Origin of the sequence: Aliivibrio sp. S3MY1, from assembly GCF_028765575.1 — a bacterium.
Taxonomy (GTDB): domain Bacteria; phylum Pseudomonadota; class Gammaproteobacteria; order Enterobacterales; family Vibrionaceae; genus Aliivibrio.
In genome coordinates, this window is the sequence record NZ_JARACO010000001.1 from 259,205 (window position 1) to 282,399 (window position 23,195).

Consider the following 23,195-nt stretch of genomic DNA (forward strand, 5'->3'; position numbering starts at 1 on the left):
TGAAAATATATAATAATTATTAATTTGATAGTTTTTGATTATGGTGATTAGTTCGTATGGATACTCGATTACTAAAGTATTTTGTCGCAGTTGCAGAGCATAAAAACATCACTCACGCGGCTAAGAGCTTACATATAGCTCAACCCGCATTAAGTGTAGCAATTAGAAAGTTAGAAACTGAATTAGAACTTGAGCTTTTCCGTCGTCATGAACGAAAAATATCCCTAACTCACGAAGGGGAAACACTGCTTAGTCATGCAAAACTGATCTTACAACAACTCGATGATGCCAGTTTAGCGATGAAAGAACTGAGGGGGCTAGAGAAGGGAGAAGTTCGATTCGGCGTACCGAGTATCATGGGAACTTACTATTTTCCAGAGGTACTAATGGCATTTAAGAGCCGTTATCCAAAATTAAAACTCACGATGGTAGAAGCTGGCGCGCAGTCAATACAAAAAATGCTACTTGATGGCGAGATTGATCTCGGAATTACCCAAGTGATAGACCTACCTGATGAACTAGATTCCGATCATTTATTACGATCACAAATGATGGCAGTTGTAAGTAGTGACCATGAATTTTCCAATAAGAAAAGTCTTTCCTATTCTGAGTTTTTCTCTCAAGAGTTAGTCATGTTTAAGCAAGGTTACTTTCATCGTGAAAAGCTAGATTCCATTTGCAAACAAGAGAACCTAACGGCTGACTTTTCATTTGAAACCAATTTATTAGCGGTCATTCTTAAAATAGTAAAACGCGATTTTGCTATTAGTGCTTTGCTTGAACTAGCCACAGAAAACGAACCCAATATTGTCTCAATACCCTTTAGTGAACCTATCTTTTTAGATATTTCAATTGCATGGCGAAAGAACGGTTATCTATCAAAAGCAGACCGTACTTTTTTAGAGTTTGTGAAAAACAATCATTAGTACTGACATTACTAAAAATAAGTGGAATATTGAATATCAGCTTAGCGTTAAAGACGGTAATTTAAATGATCTGATATAAACTTGCTTGTCTGAAAATTAATGTACAAAAAGACTATCAGGATAAATAACCCCCTTAGTAATCTTATTTATTGAGGGGGTTATTAATGAAATACGGCTTAACTCAATAACTACATCTTAAATTTCTTAACGGTATCATTTAAAACGTTAGATAATTTAGCTAGATCTTCGCAAGATTTAACTGTCTCCATCATAATCGTATGGTTTTCTTGAGAGATCCCATTCACCGCTTGCATGCTCTCATTCACTTGCTCAGTAGCAACACTTTGCTCTTCTGATGCACTTGCACTTTGCGTGTTCATATCGTTTATTTTAGTAATTGATTCTGTAATCGCAGAAAACGCATCGCCTGATTTATTAGCCGAATCGATACTTGAGGTTAATAAACGGGTACTTTGCTCCATGCTTGTTACAACCCCAGTTGTGCCACTTTGAATTCGTTCTATCAAGGTGTGAATCTCAGTTGTTGATTCTTGAGTTCGTTTTGCTAACACTCTAACTTCATCAGCAACCACTGCAAATCCTCTACCTTGCTCACCAGCTCTTGCCGCTTCTATCGCCGCATTTAATGCAAGTAGATTAGTTTGCTCTGCAATACCACCAATAACCTCTAAGATCTTACCAATATTATTCGTTTCTTCTGCTAGGCTAGTAATTTGGGAAGAGGTCTGCTTTATCTCTTCATCCAATTGCCCAATATGTTGAATGGTATTTTGAATCACACTAAAGCCGGCTTGTGCCTCTTCATCGGCATTCGTCGCGACATGTGCTGCATTAACTGTATTTTGAGAGACTTCTTGAACCGCAATAGACAGCTGCTGCATTGCGTCTGAGATTTGCTCTGTTCGGTTTAATTGCTCTTTAGCGCCATTACCTGTTTTATCCAGTGCATTGCTCAGATAGTTTGATGATTCATTCAACTTATTACTGGTATCCGCTATTTGGCCAATCATTTCTTTTAGGTTATTTGAAACGGTTTGAATCGCAAGTAGTAATGTTCCTGATTCATTCGAACCCTGTTTACCTACTGTAATATTCAAATCACCTGCAGCTAATTGCTTAGCATAATCAACCGCTTTTTGAATTGGTTTTGTAATACTCATCGCGGTAAAGTATGAGAAAAGAAGTGCTAATATAACAACAATCACACTACCAAAAATAATGACATTATTTGCCATCGTAGCAGCACTGCTTGATTCAACCTTTCTTTGAACCATTAAACCCGCTTCAACATCTATAATAGCTGAGACCTTACTACGAAGATCATCCATATAGATTTTGCCTTTCTTTTTATCAAGCTCGGTATAAAGATCTGCCATCGTTTTATAGTTATTTGATTTTTTTACAAGAGGTATGGCTTTTTCACTATAATCACTTATCCATCCATTGACATGTTTAGATAGCGCAGTCCCTTCTATAAATTGATTTTGTTTTTTAATCACTTCTAGGCCAGTATAGTATGGCTCTAAATATTGCTCTTCACGATTAAGAATATAACCTCTTAAACCCGTTTCCATATTAACCATGGCATTAATGATAATATTCCCGACCATTCCAAAGCTTCGCGTATCGACTTCTGCACGCAATCCATCCATTTTCTCTTTGCCAATACCTGACTTAATTAATTCTGTAAGCTGATTATTAACCTCTTCCCCTGCCAAAATATTTCTTCTTAATTGGATAATAGATTCCGCATATTCCGACCAATTTGTTGCTTGTGCTGCAACCTCATCAAAACGCACTTGTTGGGCAGGATTATCTGATGTCAGTTTTTTTGCGACTTGATAATAAGTTTTAAAATCCGCTTTTCCGCTAATATAAGGTTCTAAATAATCTTCTTGGCCTGCAATAGCAAAGCCTCTTAGCCCTGTTTCTTGATTTACCATCGAATTAACAAGACCTTTACTGTTTGCGATAACCTCTTCTGTATGTTCTACCCATTCTGACGCCTTTTCCATGGTAGAAATTGACTGATACACCACCACATTTAGCATCACTAATAAAAAGCAAATAACAAGGTTACTGCCAAATAATCGCCCTTTGATTGATACATTATTTAAATCCATTTATATCTCTCCAAACTCGCCATTAACAATTAATCAACAAGCATAGGATAAGACTGGATAAAACCCCATAAATAAAAGAAAAGAAAAGAAAAGAAAAGAAAAACGGCACCTCTTATAAAGAAGTGCCGCTTGATTATTTAATGACTGTTTCTAATTTTTTCTAGCGTAATTATTTAACGCTAGTTACTCGACTAACACGCTCGCCAGTAAATGATGCTGAACGAATTTGAACGTCACCCGTTACTTTTGGTTTGTTTGCATTGTCGTATTCAGACCATGTTTTACCGCCATCTACAGAGTATTGTAGCGTTACACCTGGGAATGAAATGTTCATGCTTAGTTCGCCGTTTGCAATTTCTGCACCTGGGATTGGTAGACGGTAATCAATACCCGCTCTTTCAAGCTTCGCTAATTCACGTTGACCCATAGTATTGGCAAAGTTCGTCCAATCAGTAAGCTGTGCTTTCTTGTTCACTAGGTTTGTTTCTAGAGAGTATTTAACACCTGCTTTGTATTCATTTTCCCAAGATGCTTCATGCCATGCACGCTCTGCTGCTGCGATAACACGTGGGAACACCATGTACTCATATTGCTCATCAGTACGTACTGTTTCTGACCAAAGTTGTGCAGACAAACCGTAGAAAGGTTTCTTAGGTGTTACTGTACCCGCACTTTCAAAGCCATTACCGTCACGGTCAACGGATGTTTCCGCATTTTGAGGTAGGTTTTCTGGTGCAAAACCGAACATCTTACGTGTATCTGTTGCACGAGTTGCCCAGTAGTAGCCACGCTCTTTCGCATCAACTTCGTATGGGAAATCCATGTAAACGTAATCTGGGTTAGAGATAACTACGTCATAACCTTTTTCAGCCCATTCGTAAGCTGAAGCACCGCCGCCCCAGTATAGAGTATCCCAGAAGTTTGCACGTACTGATTCAGTTGCGAATGCATTAGCACCTTCAGAATATTTCAGACCATCTTGCCACGCTTGGAAGTGTGGAATGCCTTTAGCTGCAACAATTTTAGATACTTGCTCAGCAAAATGGCTTGGTAGATGTTCGAAATCTGCAACGTCACCGCTTGCAATCAGAGACTGACACTGTGGCGATTTTTCAAATGGGAAGTCTTGCTTAGATAAGTCTAAGTCACCTTTCCATGCTACTTTTTCTTCATCGTTGATGTCTTGGAAACCAGCATGAAGTTTGATGTTTTTCGCTTCATCACCACCAAAGTGCCATGTTGATAGAGGTACACCAGCTGCTTTGTGCATTGCTGCCACTTCAGTGATCACTTTATCTACAAACGTTGAAGATGAGTCTAAACATGGGTTAATGAAGCTTTGTTTGTTGTAGAACTGAACCGTTGTTACGTTTGATTCGTCTTTTGGATCCATCAGACGGTATTGGTTCGCTTCTTCCATCTTACCTTCCGCGGCAAGACGAGCGTAACGAGCTTCCATTGACATAACTGCTGCACGTGAGTGAGCTGGCATATCGATTTCTGGAATCACTTCAATGTTACGGTTTTTCGCGTAAGTTAAGATCTCTAGGTAATCTTCGGTTGTAAAGTAGCCAGAACCAAAGTTATCTGAATCTGCACCAGAACCTAGTTGAGGTAGTAAACAAGATGTTTCTGTCTCATCAAAACAACGATTACCACCAATATCCGTTAGTTCAGGAAGACCTGGGATCTCTAAACGCCAGCCTTCATCATCTGTTAGGTGAAGGTGTAATTTGTTAAGCTTGTAGGCTGCCATTTGATCAACCGTCGCAAGAATCGCTTCTTTTGAGTGGAAGTTACGAGCAACATCAACCATTACGCCACGGTATTCAAAACGTGGAGCATCTTCTACGTTTAGAGTCGGAATTTCTGAGCTATCTAAACTTACTAGAGCAAGTAAAGATTGTACCCCATAGAATGCACCCGCTTGGTCAAACGCAACAACCGTTGTTTTGCCTTCAGTGACATCTAATTTGTACGCACCAGATACGCCATCTTTGAATTGTTTCTTATCTACAGAAACAGACACTGGATATTCACCAGAAGTTTCAAGACCCAGAAGTTCAGCACGTTGGTTTAATGCAGCTAGTTGGTCTGCATCAATACCATTTGCAGTAATAGCTATACCTTTTGCTAAATCAACCGTTTTGTTCGTTAGCGTTGTTTTTAAAGGTGTTGGAATAATATGAGAAGACGCATCGACTTCTGCTACATCAGCATTTTTCTCAAAACGCGTATTTGCTGTAGCCATAACGTTATTATCTGTAAGCGTACGTTTTAGTTGAACACCGATGATTTCATCAACAAACTCGCTAGTATCTTCAGTATCCAAAGAAATGATATTACGAGCTTCTGCACCTGGAGCCGTTACGAATGCACCTGGCATGAAGTCAGTTTCAAATAACTGCCAGTACTCAGCAATCAATGGAATAACCACTTCTTCACCAGCAGCAAAACCATCAAATTTATCTGTTGGTTCAAGTTTGTGTAAGTCACCCGTTACACGAGTAATTTTAAATTGGTCGTTCTCTACATCTAGAATTAAACGAATGCTGTGGAAATAAATTGTCCAATCAGCAGAATCAACCGCTTCACCGGTGTTAGTGATTGTCATGTTTACTTTGTTACATGATGCCCATTCTGCCTGAAGTTCTTTACAAGCAAGGCCGTCATCAGCGCCTTGGTTAGTAATAACGGTGTAGTTAATATCTAGGTTTTCAGCCAGTTGGTTAACGGTTGATTGCTCAAAAGAAGTAGAAGAACAAGCCGCTAAGCTTGCCATAATAACAGTAGAAAGAAGGGTTCTTTTCAACATGATTCCATTCCTAAAAATAAAGTAATTAAAGTTCAAATCTGGAATTACAATACAAAAGTTTTTTAACTTTACAAATTAAGATAAATCCAATTTATGCTTTGAATCACACTTAATTCTATATTTTACGGTATAAATTAAAATAATGAGACTTATATCAACATATAACAGAACGGCATACTCGTTATTTCACTATAAATATAATTATCATTATGTGAAGTCACCCACAATAAGCCTCTACCCGCTGAGGTACAAAATAAATATTTAAGACAAACAAGACATATTTCGACTCTATAAATACTTAATTCACAGTGAAATAAAGTTTTACAAAGATATGAATGATAAAACTAAAATTCAATAATTCTGTTTACATCCGCACACAACCAAGTAGTAATCGATTGCAGTCTCATTTTCAAAAGAGAGGAATGTAACCACAGTTAATTTAAGAGACATTAATCACTAAAAATCGAAATTAAAGACATTATTATAGGTGATTAACAAATAAGCTATTTATAGGTATAACCATGAGTACACTAATTGCCATTGCCATTACTACAGGCATTCTTTCTGGTCTCTGGGGCTGGGTAGCGGTTAGCTTAGGTCTATTAAGTTGGGCTGGGTTTCTTGGTTGTACTACCTACTTTGCCTCTCCGACTGATGGACTAAAAGGCATAGGGTTAAGCATTGCAACAAATCTAAGTGGTGTATTTTGGGCTATGGTGATAATCAAGCTTTCTTCAATAGTAAGTCTAGAGATCGTTAGTTATGTTATTACTGCTATTGTTGCTTTCTTTATGTGCGCACAAGCAAAGAAGAGTTGGTTAGGTTTTATTCCTGGTACCTTTATTGGTTCTTGTGCAACCTTTGCTTCAAATGGTAACTGGCTGCTTGTTATTCCATCTCTAATCTTAGGGGTTCTCTTTGCTTATGCAATGAAAACATCTGGTTTGTGGCTAAAAGAAAAATTAGAAGCCGATAAATTAGTTGAAGTAAGAAAAAACTAAAGAGCGCACTTCAGGCACTACACACGTTATGCAAAAAAAGCCTCTAACTGAACGGCCCCCAATAATTGGGGGGCCAGTTACTGAGAGGGTTTTTATATCAACGCAATTAATTTACTGATATTGTTATTGGTATTGTTCATCCTTGAATGCAATGTTGGGTTTTCTAGTGTTGTGACGTGACGAAACGAAACGAAACGAAACGAAACGAATGATGAGAAAAACACAGAAGTATATTCGATATAATAATTATTTATTTCATAATCAACAAATACAAAAACGCCGCTTGATATTGCTATCAAGCGGCGTTCTTAAATGTGGCTCCCTTTGCTGGACTTGAACCAGCGACATACGGATTAACAGTCCGGCGTTCTACCAACTGAACTAAAAGGGAACAGGTATTGTATCTTATAAAGTATATATGGTGCCGACTACCGGAGTCGAACTGGTGACCTACTGATTACAAGTCAGTTGCTCTACCTACTGAGCTAAGTCGGCACACTATATCTTTTTTATCATCAAGCTTTTAGCTCAACAATGTAATATGGTGGAGGGATAGGGATTTGAACCCTAGAACCGCTATTAACGGTTGCCGGTTTTCAAGACCGGTGCTTTCGACCACTCAGCCATCCCTCCACGGGACTCTTCTGAAGCATCTGCCTCATCAAGTGATGTGGCGCATTATAGAGAAAATGAGAACAGGCGCAAGTCTTTTTTGAAAAAAAACAACCAACTGATTAAAACTAAGCCTAATCGTTTGATTTTTAACACATTTGAACAATTAAACGGCACGATCAAATAGCTATGCATTATATACAATTACGGCCATTATCTTTCGCTTTGTATAATTCTTTATCTGCCATTTGTAATAGTACACTTTCTGAGTCGCTCTCTTTACAACTAACCAGGGCAACACCCACACTAATACTTATTTTTTGATGAGTTGAATATTCATGAATAATATTTTTTGTTCTTCTAACATACATCTCCTAAGCTTTACCTACATCTTAACAGTTATACCTTGTGTTACTTATTATAGATTATGTCTGGTTATTCACTTTTGCTTTATATGCTCTTCCTCAGGAGCTTTTTTATTAAAACGGAGCATGGACATACTATTTTCCAATTTTATCTCTACTTGAAATTCTGTTAACTTTTCTTAATGACGATGAAATTAGTCATTCATTTAAAAAATCAAGTAATAAGAGAAAAGTAATTAACCGCTTTATGCATACCTTATGACATCAATTGCTATAAAAATAGTCTAGGATATTTTTGATTAAAAAAAACTTATATCCTATATTAGGATCAATAATTGATGAGTAAAGGACTAAAAAATGATTAATATTAATATGTTAGAAGAAATGTTTGAAGGTGATCATGAAATCATTCAGCAATTATTTACTTTGTATTTAAGTGAAAATGAGTCGATAACTCAAGATATTAGACTTGCTTATGAAAATGATAATTTGAATGAACTATACAATACTGCTCATTCTCTATCTGGTGCATTAGGCAATTTATGCGACACTAATGTTACCTGCCATATTAAAGAGATCGAATATTTAACTAAAAATGATACCACGCCAAATATCGATACTATTAACATTGCAATTAAAGGACTTAATGACATTGCAGAGCAAATGAAAGCCTATCTAGCTTAATATTTCACGTTACACTTAATGTCGAGCTGGAATGCACCTTTTAACTCTGGAACAAGTTTTATACCATTCATTAGCTTTTGATTTTCCAGATATCCGTCAAAAAATAAAACGACCTGCGTGACTAGCTAACGATGACCATAAAGCTATGGCTCATTTTAACCATATTTGAATTAAAGCATGATAAGGAGCTAAAAAACATCGCCAAATTTGGCGATGTTTACTGTGATTCGTCGTTTGAGTATTATGTTCGACTACACTGAGATTTAGTCCATTCTTACTTGGTGACTGCGGCTTTTGACAGCTTACTTAAAATATCTGACACTTTATTAATTACTTCATCACAACCTTTTATCTCATGACGTTTCATTAAGTAACTAGGGTTATTGTAAGATAACCAAACTTTATTATCAGCCCCCTCACTAACCAATACCTTTTGAGGTAAATCAATAGCAACATCCTGAGAGCATTGCATCAAAAGAGTGCCTACTTTAGGATTACCAAAAATAATTACTTCTGTTGGTCGTAATTTTAACCCCACTCCACGAGCATTTTTTTGATGATCCATTCTGGCAAATAACGTTAATCCTTTATTCTTAGCAATACTTTCAAAACGATCAGCCGTTTCTTTTACTGAATAATGACTTTCATATTTAACCAAACCTTCAGAAGCTGCTACTGAAAATGATGCCGAAAGTAGAACTATTCCGATTGATACTAATTTTTTCATTTTTTATCCCTAAGATTAAACTCATTTATTATACGATCCTGAACTGCATATATCTTATTCTACAAGATATCACAACCATTACACGCTCATTGTAAGATCGCGTTCTATTTTCATTACATTAGGATCATCTTTAATGTTACATGATAATGAAGCTATGGCTCATTTTAGCTGTATTTGAATTAAAGCATTATTACGAACTAAAAGACCATTAGTTAAACTGATTGGTATTTAATTATTACTTTTAAACAATCTAACAAATAACGTATTGCCTATTCCCCAGAACCCATTAAGTATAAAACCAGTAAGAAATCTTGCTATATTAATATCAATACCTTTAAATGGTGCAATGATGATAGAAAAAAACATAGTAAGTAAAAACCCACTTAGAACAAAGCTTAAGACCCAAAGAGTAGTACCTTTAAACTTTTTAATAAAGTACCAAATGATAACCCCCCAACCTCCACCAAATAAAGAAATTGAAACAATACTAGGTATTCCAAATGGTTCTGTTGAAGCTATATTATAAGGAACATTTGGAAAAATGCCTAAAACATATCCAATAGCAACAATTCCCTGATGAAAGATAAGTGTTGATAAAAAACCTGATAGAAATTGCTTTAAATAATTCATTTATTATCTCTATATATTAAATACAACCATTATTATTAGATCTAACTTAAAATACTTCATTTTAAACATTGCCGTAAAAAGAATAAATATTAGTTATCCCTATATTTAAATTTGTAGCTAATATTTACATTCGGTTTATATCGTAACATTCCTGTTGAATCAATAAATTCATCTACTGTTACATAAGAATTAGTTAATTTAAGTGAATTTAAACCAGGTGTAGATAATATGTTTTTTTTAATTTTCTTACTTAATTGGAATGAGGACATACTTTGTAATTCTTGCATTTTATTTATACCATAATTATAAGCCTCATCTTTTAATTCATATGAATTTCCTTGTATTGTTTTATGCTCAAGTTTAGTTACATAAGCAGCCTTGACTGGTAATCCAATGATTATAGTTGTAAAGACCAATATTGTTAAAATATTTTTTTTCATACAATTTTTCACTTCAAATAGAAATATATCTATTGGCAGAAAATATTCCACCAGTAATAATTAAGATAAATAAATTACTTATCACGAGCTGATTCAATTTTTTCCATAAATGTTAATTGCTTAATATGTTCTACAATTTTAACTCCTGAATTATAATTTTTAGGTACATTAGGTAAAATAAAGTGCGTAAGTTGAATACTATTAGAGCCTTTTTCAGTAAATTTGATATTCCCCGTAAAATCGCCATCTGCTGCTACAACTTGGTTAGAAAGTCCGAGAAAAACTATGTACACAAGTATTTTTATCTTATATTTCATAAATCGCCTAATAAATTGAACTAAACTGTTTAGTTTAAGTTATGACTATGGCTATATGATATAGTTCAAAAATAATTGCGCTTATTGCAAAATAACCTCAATCTTACAGCGGCGATTAATCAATAGCGGCTAACTTTTTAATCTCTATCTCTCGTAAAGACCAATGAAGTATCTCAGTAAACCCTTTAGGCTTACTAATACAATAACCTTGAATATAGTCACACCCGAGTTCTTTCAACTCATCAAATAAATGAAAATCTTCTACACCTTCAGCTACGACGTTACAACCTAAACTATGTGCCAAATAAACCGTTGAAGCTACGATTGCATAATCACTGTTACCAATAGCCATATTACGAATAAAAGATTGATCGATTTTAATTTGATTAAATGATAGGACTCTAAGTAATGAAAGCGAGGAAAAACCCGTACCAAAATCATCAATACTGATGTAAAAGCCTAACTCAGAAAACTTAGATAGCATAAGATAAGCAGCATCAACATCGGACATTAACGCACTCTCTGTCACCTCTAAAATAAGATCTGATGGCTCTAACTTTTTATTGCTTACTAATTCAAATAATTGATTGTAAAGATCGTTATCATGGAGATCGAGAGTTGATATATTGACATGGACTTGAGGATGTATATTTTCCCTTTTGAAAGCTGCAATATCATAAGAAACTTGTTTGATAACCCAATGAGTAATCCCTTTGATATAATTATTCGTTTCAGCAATAGCAATGAACTTGTCTGGAGGGATCATACTTCCATCGCTTTGAGGCCAGCGGATAAGAGCTTCGTATCCATGAACTGTTTTATCTATACTGTTAACAATAGGTTGATAATAAAGCTCGAATTCATCATTCGAAATAGCCTTAATTAATTTACTTAAAATAAAGACTTCTTCGTGAATTAAATCAGAGTAGGTACTTCTATAAAAATCGATGACTAAGCCTAGTTTTTTTGCCTTATAACATGCAATATCAACTCGCTTTAAAAACTCCTCACTACTATCAATATCAGCAGATGATATAGCACAACCGATTACTGGTTGAAGTATTATATTCTGGTTTTTAATTAAAATAGGATATGTTAATAACTCATATACTGTATTAGCAAGTTGTTCTATTTCTTCTCTATCTGTTGAATAACCAATAATAATAATTTCATTTGTATCAAAATAAAAATCTAAATGCTTATTTTTTAATATTTTTTTTAGTGCGATAACTGAATAAGACATGGTCTTATTAAATAACTTCTCTGATGATATATCGGTAAGTTTTCTATAATTTAGAATTTTAATTTTCATTACATTAAACGGAATACAAAGATTAATCTTACTTGATATAACCCCTCTATATGCTGAAACATTAGAATTCAACTCAAATAGGGCCTCTTTACCTCCTTCTTTTGGTAAAGATACATAAGCAAGCAATCGTATTACTGTATAAAGAATAAGAAGTAGCATCTGAGCTGAAATTGTAACTACAATCAATGTAAGCGTATCTGATTCATCAGTAAAGCTATGTTTTATAAAATAAGCCTCAATATATATAAATCCTATAATGTAAACAAATGCAATTATTGATAAATATATTCTTATTGATTTGAAATTTAACTCACCTATTTTATAAATAAAGTAAATAGAGAAAAAAAGGGATAACACATTAAAAACAGTTAATACCTTAAATAATAAATTTATATCCATAAAAACCACCTAAATCTTACTAAGATAACCACCCCCCAAAGATAAAAATCAAATGTTTCATCCAAGAGAACTTTCTAGATTTAATTTATTTGTTTTAAATATAGTATTTAACTTTATTAATGTTTCAGACTGTATCTGCCTTACCCTTTCTTTTGACAATTTCAAATCTAGGCCTAACTCTTCCAACGTTTTTATATCACTGCCAAACAAGCCATAACGATTGATTATGATGTCTTTTTCCCTACCATGAAGCGTATCTAGCCATAATGATAAATTATCTTCAAGATTATTCTTAGATAAGTACTCATCTGGATTATTTTCATTATCATTTGAGCATAAATCAATATGAACGGGTGAACTGTCTTCAATTAATGCAGAGCGGCAAGTCGATACTCCGGGAACTAGCCCCATGATCTTATTTACCTTAATCATATCTTTTTCGCAATAATCAGATATTTCACTAATTGAAGGTTCTTTTTTAAGTGATTTTGTTAACTCGCGAGCAGCTCTAAGATACGTATTTAACTCTTTTATGATATGAACAGGAAGACGTACTGTTCTTGAGTGGTTAAATAGCGCACTTTCAATCGACTCCTTAATCCACCACACCGCATAAGTGGAAAATCGATAACCTAAGTCTGGATCGAATTTATCAACAGCCTTCATTAGCCCCAAGTTACCTTCTTCGATAATGTCTAAAGGAGATAGGTCTCTTTGATTTCGATTTCGATATTTATTAGCTATTTTAACAACAAGACGCAGATTTGATTCAATTAATTTATTTCTTGAATCCATACAACCCAATTTATATGATCGACTATAACTTAGCTCTTCAGATGCAGTAAGTAGTTGATACCTATTTATTTCTTTAAAATATATAGCATAATTATCTAACGCATCATTATTTATTGATTTCTTGCCTTTATTTGAGCTAACCATAATGCATCCTTGAACCTAGCAAACTAATTATTTTTATCCTTCTTCATATTCAGAAGGCACAATTAACTATGGCCTAGATAAAGACAACACGCAATTCGATAAGAGCTAATATACATGCGGAGTATAGTATTTGTGGATTAGGTCACAAGTTTTTAACATGAATTATCACTATTAAGACGCCATAATATTGACACGTAAAATAAAGGTGTACTCTGACAATCATAACAATATTTTAAAATATAAAATTAACAATAAAAGTAACTAATGAAGATTCATTATCTCCACGGTTATCAGTAAACTGCCCTGAATTAGATACTGAGTTACCTTTCAATTTCATTCGTTGCCACTCTGTATTAATTGAAATTTTTGATGTTATGTCGTATCTCAAGCCAGAAGTAATACTATAGTTTTCCTTCCAATCATAGCTTTCTGAATAAACTATATAAGGTGTAAGTAAATCAAATGTATAAGAAATACTGGTATACCAACTACTTTGAATATCACTTGTTTGAGCTTCTACCATAAATTGAAATTCATTATAAGAATACTCACTACCAAGGCTATATATCAAAAGATCTTGATCTTTAAGGTTAGATACTCTCATTCCATCTACAAATATCTCTTGATCATAATTAGACGTTAATACATTAGAGTGTATTCGGTAATTAAAGCCTATTATATCAATAGATAATCCCATTAAACTATTTGTCACAAATTCAAAATCACTGCTACCCATCTCAACACCGATTTCTTTATATCCTCCATAATAAGGACTTATGGTTAGTAACAGTTCATCAGATAAGTAGTGATTCCAAGCTACGCTAATCCCATCAAAGGAAGTGATACCAAGAACACTGCCATAAACCTCTTGCGGCGGGCGAGCCCAAACATAAGCTTGAGATACATAATAATATTCTGATGTTAAAAACAGAGGAAGTCTGAGTCGCCCGATTTTTGCTTCAATACTATTTGTGCTATAACTTAAATAAAGCCATTCCAATTCCAGCTCTGACCACTCATCTTTTGGTCTCTTAACCGCTTGCATTGATGCATTTATTTCATCTGTTAACGTATAATCCAACTGCAAGCCTAGTGTTGTATCACAATCAAAGCAGGTATCATCTGTAATTTCTCTATTAACGAATAGAGGTGATTCACTTGTTGCCTTAGCTATTGATGTAGAACCAAATCCACTCAATGTTAAATTGTCACTTATATCAATGCTCGCACTAGAGGGAAAACTATATACCCAAATCATAAATCCAATACTTATTATTATTTTTAACATTATTAATATTCCTTAGAAATAATGACATGTACATATGCACCTTTCGGTAATTGAGATAAAGGTGCATATCCAATACCATTAGGGTGTTGTTGTAGCCAATCAACCAATGCAGATATATCAGAAGTATCAATAGTATTCGGTTGCTTTGCCTTTCCAGAAAAGGCCAAACTGGCCCAATATCCGTTCACTTGAGATAAGGTTTGTCCTAATAAAGCATCATAAAATTCCTTCTTCTCTATCGCATTATCCGGCCAATCAGAAAGCTGAATTTTGTTCTTTCCTATCGATTTTATTTTCCCACGATAAATCATTCTGGCCTTACTTTTACTAAATGTGTCATAGGCATCATGCATTGAAAAAATAGCGTAGGGTTCCGTACTTTCAGTTGAGTATACTGAAGGCATATAGAAAAAATATAGTAAAATCAACGCATAAAATAAATAAACCGACTTATTTTTTTCCAAAAAAATCACGTAAATCACTACCCTTTTAGATTTAATATCCTATGCTAATTAATATAGGTCAATATGGATGACTTTTTCCAACAAGGATTATGTTTTATGTCATTAATGAATCAGTTTTCAGTAAAATCAAGGCTACTTACTTTAGTCATTCTTCCTCTAATTATATTGTGTGGACTTTCTGTAAAAGAGATAAATACACAACGACTGAATTTAAATACCCTCAATACATTAAACGAACGCTTACTCTTAAATGAAACTATCTCTAGTTATGTTACCGCTATGCATAATCTTCGTTTAAATGCTTTATATTCCAATAATAATGATGTAGAAAAGTCATCATCAAAAATTACTCTTAACCTTTTACTTTCACAAATTGATAGAGTAAATAAGCCCGACCTCTATAATGCAGTTAATGAGCTTATCGAAGTTAACGCTGAAATAAATAATTTTACTTCTATTGATATAGAGGAATGGTCCAATTGGATTTCAGATGTATTAAATAGAGTATATTTACTCGAAAATAAACAACTCTTGTTAACGCCATCAGAAATTATCAATCAAAAACAACAGATTATTTTACAGTTGCAATGGCTAAGCTTTTGGGCCACAAAAGAGAACTGGTATATTAACCTTGATCTAAATACACCTGAAACTCAATATCATGACGAACTTAACTCTCTCTTTTATCGTCAAGATCTATATATTGAGCAATTTATTTCCATGAATGCTAATGCAGCCGATATCGACCTACTATTAAAAACATTCAGTAATGATAGCTTTGCTTTAAGTATGAATTTTCGTAATGATGTAATAAGAGATAAAGCAAAAGACTACACAATTAATGAAATAAACTCTGGTACACAGGCGTTGAATCATCGCCTTTTACTCATTCAATCGGTTATACATCGAATAACAGCAGATCTTAAACAAGACCTTATAAATCAACTAAAAAAAATACATATTACAATATTAACGTTCATTAGCCTGCTCATTCTATCTCTTATCATTATCTCCTATCTTGGTATTTCTTTATCTAAACGTATCATTACTTACTTGAGGAATATAACTAAGACAATGGCACTGATAGAAAGAGAGCATGATTACACCATTCAAATTAAAGTCGATGGCAACGATGAATTATCTGTTTTCTCACGAAATCTCAACACCTTAGTATTTGAGAGAGCTCAAAATGAAGAAAAAATCATTTCAGCTAAAAATGAAGCTGAGCTAGCCAACCTTGCGAAAAGCTCTTTTTTAGCAAATATGTCTCATGAAATCAGAACTCCACTTAATGGCATCATTGGCATGTCGGGGATTCTCTCTGAAACAAAACTATCCCCCATCCAACATGATTATTTAAATACGATAGAAACCTCATCTCAGACATTGTTAATTCTAATTAATGATATTTTAGATATATCAAAAATTGAAGCCGGCAATCTAACCCTACATAAACATGAAACAAACTTAAGAGAGGTTATCTTTGATACGGTTTCGATTGGTATATCTAAAGCAACAGAAAAGAATCTTGATCTCGATATTAAACTTTCTCCTAATTTTCCAGATCATTTAATTCTTGATGATCATAGAATTAGACAAATTTTAATGAACTTAACCTCTAACGCCATTAAATTCACTCATAGAGGAAGCGTTACCATCAGCGCAGATTTTATTCCTACTGATAGAAATAATGGTTACATCAATATCGCGGTTGTAGATACTGGGATTGGTATAGAAAAAAGCGAACAAGAAAAAATATTTGAACCATTTACGCAAGAAGACAGTTCTATTACTCGTCAATATGGCGGAACGGGATTAGGGTTAGCCATTTCACGTCAACTCATTACTCTGATGGATAGTGAATTAATCGTAACGTCAGAAAAAGGGCAAGGTAGTACCTTTTCATTCTCGATTAAAACATCCATCGCCTCAGAAAAACGGCTACCATTAAATGAATTGAAGCATACATCTATTATTTTATTTGGTAATGACTGTCACTTTGAAGAGAAGGTTGCCAATGAATGCAATTATTATAATCTACCCAAAGTCATACGAGCAAATACCTCTGATGACATTGTTCTATTTGAGGGTGAAGAAGCTATCTTACTTTTCTGCGTTGATGAACGCATGGATATGAGCTGTAAAAATAGTCTAATAACTCTTCGCCAGCAGCATCAAGATATTCCAATTGTACTGATACAAAAACAAAAAAATAGAGCGACAAATTACGAATCTATCATTGATGGTTTAATTACCTATCCTTTGCTTGGCTACCGATTTACTAAAACATTAATTAACTCGTTAGTTTTCCACTCTGAAAACTCAAACCAAAAAGATGTGAATTTAATACACAAAATTATTAACGAATCTATAAATAGTCCAGAGGATAAACCAACCTCCGGAAGTCAAACACAAGAACATATTCTGATCGTTGAGGATAATCTAGTAAACCAGAAAGTTGCCTCGCTATTTTTAACCAGCTCAGGTTATACCTTCGAGATTGCCAACAACGGGCAAGAAGCTGTTGAAAAATTTACAGAAAACGAGTCCTATAATTTAATTTTAATGGATTGCATGATGCCAATCAAAGATGGATTCTCTGCCACAAAAGAAATAAGGGAAGTAGAACAAAAACAGAAAAGAAAAAAGACGCCTATCATTGCACTAACTGCCAGTGTCCTCGACCAAGATATTTCTAAATGCTATGAATCAGGTATGGATGATTACGTTGCAAAACCATTTAAGAAAGAAGTCTTACTAGAAAAAATAATGAAGATGAAGTAGGTTATAATAATGACTGTATTAAACAAAAATAAACTAAACACAAACAAATTTAATATATTGATTGTGGATGACTGTCAGGTCTCCTCTTTATACCTATCGAAGCTTTTATCTCAGTTAGGTTTTAACTCTATTGATCGTGTAAATTCTTATCAACAAGCGGTTAAATTTTGTTCTAAGAAGCATTACTCCCTGTTATTCATTGACTATCATTTAGAACAAGTCCTTAACGGTTCTGAGCTCTATGATTTACTAAAAGAAAAGGGGTTTATTCAAGCTTATACACGAGTAATTACAATATCAGGTGATCACACTACACAAACAGTATTAAGCACTCTTTCAAAAGGAAATGGAGACTATCTTTGTAAACCCGTAAGTAAATCCATTCTTAGTCATAAAGTAAATAACGCATATGATGAATATCAAATGTTTAAGAGTTTACATTCACCTAATAATACTCCAGACTTATCCGTTCAAAAAGAACAAGCGATTAAGTATGCAAAGATTAAAAATATCAATGAATTAGACCAGTTTTTATTCAATTTATTTCTTCCAAATGAAAAAGAAAAACTCCTAAAACTTTGCCTAAATCCTGAGTTTATTCATCGTCGTAACTACATTTTAACTCGATTACGACTTGAGTATGAGTTGAGCTTGACTCCCGTTACGAAAATCATCAACAACACAGAAAAACTATGTCTACAATATCCTCTATTTGTAGATGCCTTCGATTTACTCGTCGAACTGCAAATAGAACTGCACCACTTTGAAAATGCTCTTTTATCTGCCAGTTCTGCTTTAGATCTAACACCAAGCATTTCAGTTCGAGCTTTAGGCGTGTTAAAACTCGCTTTAACTTGTAATAACAAAAATTATTTTATTAAAGCCTCTCATCTATTGGCTAACCATTTACCAATTGCCAATCAAAATTGGTGTGTGTATATAGCTGAATGCTTTAATTACTACGATGAGTATATTCAACACTCCCAATCCGAATTCGATAAAAAACAGCTACTTCTTGAACAAAAAAACTTCGTTCGACGCTCTGAGTACCGCTTAACCTCAACACAGAAAAAACAGATGACTGTACTTTTTAGCTTTAGCGAATGTAAGCGTCTAATTAATAATAACGATATTATCAAAGCAAAACGAATGATGTTGAAATCCGTTCAACCATTCTTTGATAATTTACATCAACTTAACTCTGTTGTATTGGTTGAGTTACTGTATTTATTGTCATTTTGTGGAGAGCTTTGGTTACTTGAGAAAGTCAATGCCGTAATGAAAACTAAGCACCATTTTAATGATTACTGTATTGATGCTTTAAATCTTTTAAAACATGATAAAGAATTAAAAGAGTCTCTAGAGATACTTTCAAATACTCTTCAAGTTGCTGACAATTTACAAGATGAAAATATACAAACTAGGCAAGAGGTTTATAAAAAAGCATTAGTCCAATTTCCTTACTCTTCTGAACTCTGTATCGGTTTATTAGAATGTTATATTTTACTTAGTTTAGATAAGCCAGAAACGATCAGTATTTTAATTTCACTAGTTAATAACATGCCTTTATCTGAACATTTAATGAAAAGAAGGGACGCTGTACTCAAGGCTCTACACACCCACGAAGGGTATATTGAAGAGATCAGCACCGCTCACTTTGATGTAAATAATGACGATTCATATCAACTAAAAGACACCACATTGCTTAATTTATCACGTAGAGCTGCTCATAACTTACTCAGTTAATAGGGGCAACTGACTATACTAGTCAAGCTAGTTAAATTACGTGTTTATTCAATACATGGTAGAATTCTTCTGGTTTGATAGGTTTTGTTATGACATCATTTTGTCCACACTCGATCAACTCTCGTCTTACTTCATTAAATGCATCAGCAGTACAACCAATAATAACGGTGTCTTTCTTGCTATCAGAAAGTTTGCGAATAGCTAACGTTGCTTCTTTTCCGTCCATTAGCGGCATATGGTAATCCATCAAAACTGCATCATATTGATTCTCTTTTACCGCTTGTACTGCGGTCCTACCATCATGAGCAACATCAAACTCATGGCCTGCCAATTTTAAATACTTTGAAAAAATTAGTACATTCACTTTATTATCATCAACAATAAGTAATTTTAAAGGTCGGGCAAATTCAATGTGACTTGGAACTTCATCTAATTGTCGATTATTTGAAGGTTCAACAGTAAGCTGAAGAACAACCTTAAACAGACTTCCTTCTCCTTCTACACTTTCGACTAAGATGGTTCCTCCCATCGCATCTAATAACCTTTTAACTATCGTTAGCCCTAAACCTGAACCACCAAATCGTCGTGTAATTGAAGATTCAGCTTGAGAAAACTGCTCAAATATTTGTTGTTGTTTACTCGCTGCAATCCCTATTCCTGTATCGGCTACAGTAATGCTTATTTCTGCTTTATCACCTAGCCTTTTAGTTACATAAGTTATTGTCACATCACCTTGTTGTGTGAATTTAACTGCGTTTGTAATTAAATTTTTTACTATTTGCATTAAACGCGTCATATCACCAACAACCCATTCAACTGCATTTTCATCAGGTTTAAAAAATAACTTAACCTCTGTATTATTTAATAATGGTTGATGGAGTAGGCACTCTTTTTCTAGAGACCTAAGTAGATTAAATGGCATATATTCCAAATTGATTTTATTGGCTTCAATTTTTGAAATATCTAACACATCATTTAGAATAGCTAGTAGGTACTCACTAGAGATAAGTAATTGATTTACATTATCTAATTGTTCTTTTTCTTTTAATGCCAATTTTAGTAATTGTGCACTTCCCATAATGGCATTCATTGGGGTTCTAATCTCATGACTCATGGCTGCGACAAAATTACTTTTTGCCTCATTAGCATTTTCTGCTCGCTCTTTCTGTACTTTTAATCGTTTTTCACTCTCGGTTAAACTCTGACTTTTTTCAATAATCTCTATCACTAATTTGCTCAACGAATGATTAAATTGCCCTATTTCATCATGACTGTGATTTTGAAACTGTATATGCAAGTCTCCACTCGCGACCTGCTCTACGTTACATCGCAATTGATTTAAAGGAATAAATATAAGGTAATAAATAATAAACAGAGTAAATCCTGTAAATAATAGATAAACCAATATCACCCCAATATAAATAGGTAAAACAGAAGCATTAACCATATCTATTACATTTTTCATGCTTAAAGATAAGTGAATAACCGCTAACTCATCCTCTTTTATTTTAATTGAATATGTAATGGTTTCGTCGATAGTATTAGCTAATTCATCTATCTCTAAGGGAAACAGCCGTGTCCCATCAGTCTTATTCACAACTAAGCCCAACCAGTGCTGATTCTCTAAAAGTACCGTTTCAAGAGTCATAAAAAGCACGGCAAGATCTTGAGTAATAATATTACCCTCAATAGCATTACTCAATATTGCAAGTTTAGCGGTTTCAAACTGTACGAACTGCTCACGCTGCTCTTCAAGAAGGGCTGGAGCCCAGATAAAATGCAACCACAATAAAGCTAATACTAAAATACTAGAGTATAACGTGATGAATTTAGTAATAATCTTCACAGGTTATCTCTCTATAAACTGCTCTAGATTAAGCATTTTAAGATTATCATAATCAGATAGCTCAGCAGCTTCTACACCACGCATAGGAATTTTACTCAGCTTGTTTTTTCCAGATTCAGAGCTAAACATGCCTTTAAAAGCATCATAAAAAACTTGACGTTGTTCTATAACTCTTGGGTGGAGTGCAATAGGATGCGGTGCTACTTTTGACGTTTGATATAAAATAGTTAATTTATCTTGTATGCTCTGTTTTTGTTGCTTCAATGAATGAACAACCCCACCACCAGCTCTACTTACACCTAATACTGTATTGAGATAAGCTGATGAATGACTGTGGACATACACAGGCGTAAACTCTATATTTTTGCGAGTCAACTCCGCTCTAGTCATTAATGAAGCTCCAAGCGCATTAGGTGCAGGGAAAGCTATTTCTTGATTATTAAGCTGCTCAATAGAGGTTATTCCTGATTCTTTCGAAACGACCAATATCCCTGATAATAAACGTGTTGAATCTTTAATAATCGGCAAATAACCATTTTCATCATTAGCCATGAGTAAGTGATATGGATTTAAATAAACAATATCATAAACTTCATTTGCCAACTCTTTTTCGAAACTCGGAATATCAATAGCCTGTTGTAGCTTCAACTCAAGACCAGTTCGATATGATAACTCATCGATCACTGGCTGCCATATCTCACGAATTTTATGACTTTCAAATTGAGGCACTACTCCGACTATTAACGTCTTTTTAGCTAACACCATGGTACTGAATAAAAGACAGGCCGCTAATATCATTATTCTCATTATTTAATCCCTTTATTACTTCTATCCATATTTACTAAGTATAGGATCTAGAACTTATAATTTCAGATTTGAAAGCATATTCTTTTTAAATAAAAGCGGGGTTATAATCTAAAAAGCTATTTCAATTAAAGCCATATATTCATTCCATGCAAGCGGCTCTCCATCAATAGCAAACTCTTTCTGTAACGGCTGACATCCATCGTATGACCATCTTGAGTACAAGATAAGCACAGATAGCCATCAACATCAAAAAACATACCAACACTAACTCGATGATTATAAGTGTTTTTTCGTTTTCTTATTATTTAATTATGAAAATGCATTTCATTTTGAATATCAGACTAAATACTAATCTCCTTTCTTTATTAAGCGATATTCCTCCAGACATTTTTGATTTATCCCTCTATTTTTCCATATTAATTAATTCTTATTACTATTATTTATTCATTACCAACTTCTCATTATGCAAACTGCATTGCAATTTGAGAATCAACTCTACTATCGCAATTAAAAAACACACAAATACCGATAAGTGAATGATTATATTTATAAAAAAAAGTGGCACAGTTACTGCTCTAATCATAATACAAACACAAAAGGATATTTCCTTAGGAGCTGATTATGGAACTACATCAATTTGAATCAAATACTGAAACTCTTATTTTAGCCGTTCAAGGTGATATGGATGCCATTGGTTGCCGAGATATTCAACCAACAATTGACGAAGTACTTCAACAAGAACACTACCAAGTACAAATCGACCTTGCTCAAGTGGCTTTTCTTGATTCGTCAGGTATCGGCGCCATTGTTTATCTGTACAAACGTTTAATTGAAAAAGAACGCACCATGCAAATTCAAAATGCACACGGACAACCTTTGGAATTACTAAAGTTATTACGTATTGAAAATGCCATTCCAGTAAATAATACAACGCACTAGTCACTGTAAA

The 23,195-nt window shown here is 34.1% G+C and carries 19 protein-coding genes and 3 tRNA genes; 6 read left to right on the forward strand and 16 right to left on the reverse strand.

What is annotated here, in order from left to right:
- Nucleotides 1–56 precede the first annotated feature (56 nt).
- On the forward strand, nucleotides 57–926 hold the full coding sequence (locus tag PVK62_RS01045) for a LysR family transcriptional regulator (RefSeq protein WP_274442893.1): 870 nt from the start codon (nucleotides 57–59) through the stop codon (nucleotides 924–926).
- 188 nt (nucleotides 927–1,114) lie between these two features.
- Here the strand turns inward: PVK62_RS01045 and PVK62_RS01050 are convergent, their stop codons facing one another.
- Nucleotides 1,115–3,070: a CHASE3 domain-containing protein gene (locus PVK62_RS01050; protein WP_274442892.1), complete on the reverse strand. Its 1,956-nt coding sequence runs from the start codon at nucleotides 3,068–3,070 to the stop codon at nucleotides 1,115–1,117.
- Nucleotides 3,071–3,239: 169 nt separating this feature from the next.
- Nucleotides 3,240–5,885: a beta-N-acetylhexosaminidase gene (locus PVK62_RS01055; protein WP_274442891.1), complete on the reverse strand. Its 2,646-nt coding sequence runs from the start codon at nucleotides 5,883–5,885 to the stop codon at nucleotides 3,240–3,242.
- Nucleotides 5,886–6,406: 521 nt separating this feature from the next.
- On the opposite strand from PVK62_RS01055, the gene PVK62_RS01060 reads away from it, so the two are divergent.
- Entirely contained in the window at nucleotides 6,407–6,886 is a 480-nt protein-coding gene (locus PVK62_RS01060; RefSeq protein ID WP_274442890.1) for a DUF1097 domain-containing protein, read from the forward strand.
- A gap of 315 nt (nucleotides 6,887–7,201) precedes the next feature.
- On the opposite strand, the gene PVK62_RS01065 is transcribed toward PVK62_RS01060, so the two are convergent.
- From PVK62_RS01065 to PVK62_RS01080, 4 genes are all read right to left on the reverse strand, one after another.
- Nucleotides 7,202–7,277, reverse strand: a tRNA-Asn gene (locus PVK62_RS01065).
- 28 nt (nucleotides 7,278–7,305) lie between these two features.
- Nucleotides 7,306–7,381, reverse strand: a tRNA-Thr gene (locus PVK62_RS01070).
- 47 nt (nucleotides 7,382–7,428) lie between these two features.
- Nucleotides 7,429–7,519 (reverse strand) — tRNA-Ser (locus PVK62_RS01075).
- Between the two features lie 173 nt (nucleotides 7,520–7,692).
- The gene (locus PVK62_RS01080) at nucleotides 7,693–7,869 is read right to left on the reverse strand and encodes a diguanylate cyclase domain-containing protein (RefSeq protein ID WP_274442889.1); all 177 of its coding nucleotides are present in this window, start codon (nucleotides 7,867–7,869) and stop codon (nucleotides 7,693–7,695) included.
- 351 nt (nucleotides 7,870–8,220) lie between these two features.
- On the opposite strand from PVK62_RS01080, the gene PVK62_RS01085 reads away from it, so the two are divergent.
- Nucleotides 8,221–8,547, forward strand: a complete 327-nt coding sequence (locus tag PVK62_RS01085) for an Hpt domain-containing protein (RefSeq protein WP_274442888.1) — start codon at nucleotides 8,221–8,223, stop codon at nucleotides 8,545–8,547.
- Between the two features lie 274 nt (nucleotides 8,548–8,821).
- On the opposite strand, the gene PVK62_RS01090 is transcribed toward PVK62_RS01085, so the two are convergent.
- The 8 genes from PVK62_RS01090 to PVK62_RS01125 all read right to left on the reverse strand — a co-directional run bounded on the left by PVK62_RS01090 (nucleotide 8,822) and on the right by PVK62_RS01125 (nucleotide 15,063).
- The gene (locus tag PVK62_RS01090) at nucleotides 8,822–9,274 is read right to left on the reverse strand and encodes a DUF302 domain-containing protein (RefSeq protein ID WP_274442887.1); all 453 of its coding nucleotides are present in this window, start codon (nucleotides 9,272–9,274) and stop codon (nucleotides 8,822–8,824) included.
- Between the two features lie 228 nt (nucleotides 9,275–9,502).
- Complete coding sequence (locus PVK62_RS01095; RefSeq protein ID WP_274442886.1) at nucleotides 9,503–9,904, reverse strand: hypothetical protein; 402 nt, start codon at nucleotides 9,902–9,904, stop codon at nucleotides 9,503–9,505.
- Between the two features lie 89 nt (nucleotides 9,905–9,993).
- Entirely contained in the window at nucleotides 9,994–10,344 is a 351-nt protein-coding gene (locus PVK62_RS01100; protein ID WP_274442885.1) for a DUF3316 domain-containing protein, read from the reverse strand.
- Between the two features lie 74 nt (nucleotides 10,345–10,418).
- Complete coding sequence (locus tag PVK62_RS01105) at nucleotides 10,419–10,661, reverse strand: hypothetical protein (RefSeq protein WP_274442884.1); 243 nt, start codon at nucleotides 10,659–10,661, stop codon at nucleotides 10,419–10,421.
- A gap of 115 nt (nucleotides 10,662–10,776) precedes the next feature.
- Nucleotides 10,777–12,372 (reverse strand): GGDEF domain-containing phosphodiesterase, encoded by a 1,596-nt coding sequence (locus PVK62_RS01110; RefSeq protein ID WP_274442883.1) that lies wholly within the window; start codon nucleotides 12,370–12,372, stop codon nucleotides 10,777–10,779.
- A 57-nt stretch (nucleotides 12,373–12,429) separates the two neighbouring features.
- Complete coding sequence (locus PVK62_RS01115) at nucleotides 12,430–13,311, reverse strand: sigma-70 family RNA polymerase sigma factor (protein WP_274442882.1); 882 nt, start codon at nucleotides 13,309–13,311, stop codon at nucleotides 12,430–12,432.
- A 232-nt stretch (nucleotides 13,312–13,543) separates the two neighbouring features.
- Nucleotides 13,544–14,599 carry a hypothetical protein gene (locus PVK62_RS01120; RefSeq protein ID WP_274442881.1) on the reverse strand — a complete coding sequence of 352 codons (1,056 nt, stop codon included), beginning with the start codon at nucleotides 14,597–14,599 and terminating at the stop codon, nucleotides 13,544–13,546.
- A 2-nt stretch (nucleotides 14,600–14,601) separates the two neighbouring features.
- Nucleotides 14,602–15,063, reverse strand: coding sequence for a hypothetical protein (locus tag PVK62_RS01125; protein WP_274442880.1), 462 nt, complete (start codon nucleotides 15,061–15,063; stop codon nucleotides 14,602–14,604).
- 96 nt (nucleotides 15,064–15,159) lie between these two features.
- On the opposite strand from PVK62_RS01125, the gene PVK62_RS01130 reads away from it, so the two are divergent.
- The gene (locus PVK62_RS01130) at nucleotides 15,160–17,847 is read left to right on the forward strand and encodes a hybrid sensor histidine kinase/response regulator (RefSeq protein WP_274442879.1); all 2,688 of its coding nucleotides are present in this window, start codon (nucleotides 15,160–15,162) and stop codon (nucleotides 17,845–17,847) included.
- Between the two features lie 9 nt (nucleotides 17,848–17,856).
- Entirely contained in the window at nucleotides 17,857–19,593 is a 1,737-nt protein-coding gene (locus tag PVK62_RS01135) for a response regulator (protein WP_274442878.1), read from the forward strand.
- A 31-nt stretch (nucleotides 19,594–19,624) separates the two neighbouring features.
- On the opposite strand, the gene PVK62_RS01140 is transcribed toward PVK62_RS01135, so the two are convergent.
- Both PVK62_RS01140 and PVK62_RS01145 read right to left on the reverse strand, forming a co-directional pair.
- Nucleotides 19,625–21,439: an ATP-binding protein gene (locus PVK62_RS01140; RefSeq protein WP_274442877.1), complete on the reverse strand. Its 1,815-nt coding sequence runs from the start codon at nucleotides 21,437–21,439 to the stop codon at nucleotides 19,625–19,627.
- A 3-nt stretch (nucleotides 21,440–21,442) separates the two neighbouring features.
- Entirely contained in the window at nucleotides 21,443–22,246 is an 804-nt protein-coding gene (locus PVK62_RS01145; RefSeq protein WP_274442876.1) for a phosphate/phosphite/phosphonate ABC transporter substrate-binding protein, read from the reverse strand.
- A gap of 621 nt (nucleotides 22,247–22,867) precedes the next feature.
- Between PVK62_RS01145 and PVK62_RS01150 the strand changes: the two genes are divergently transcribed.
- On the forward strand, nucleotides 22,868–23,185 hold the full coding sequence (locus PVK62_RS01150; protein WP_274442875.1) for an STAS domain-containing protein: 318 nt from the start codon (nucleotides 22,868–22,870) through the stop codon (nucleotides 23,183–23,185).
- The last annotated feature ends 10 nt before the right edge of the window (nucleotides 23,186–23,195 follow it).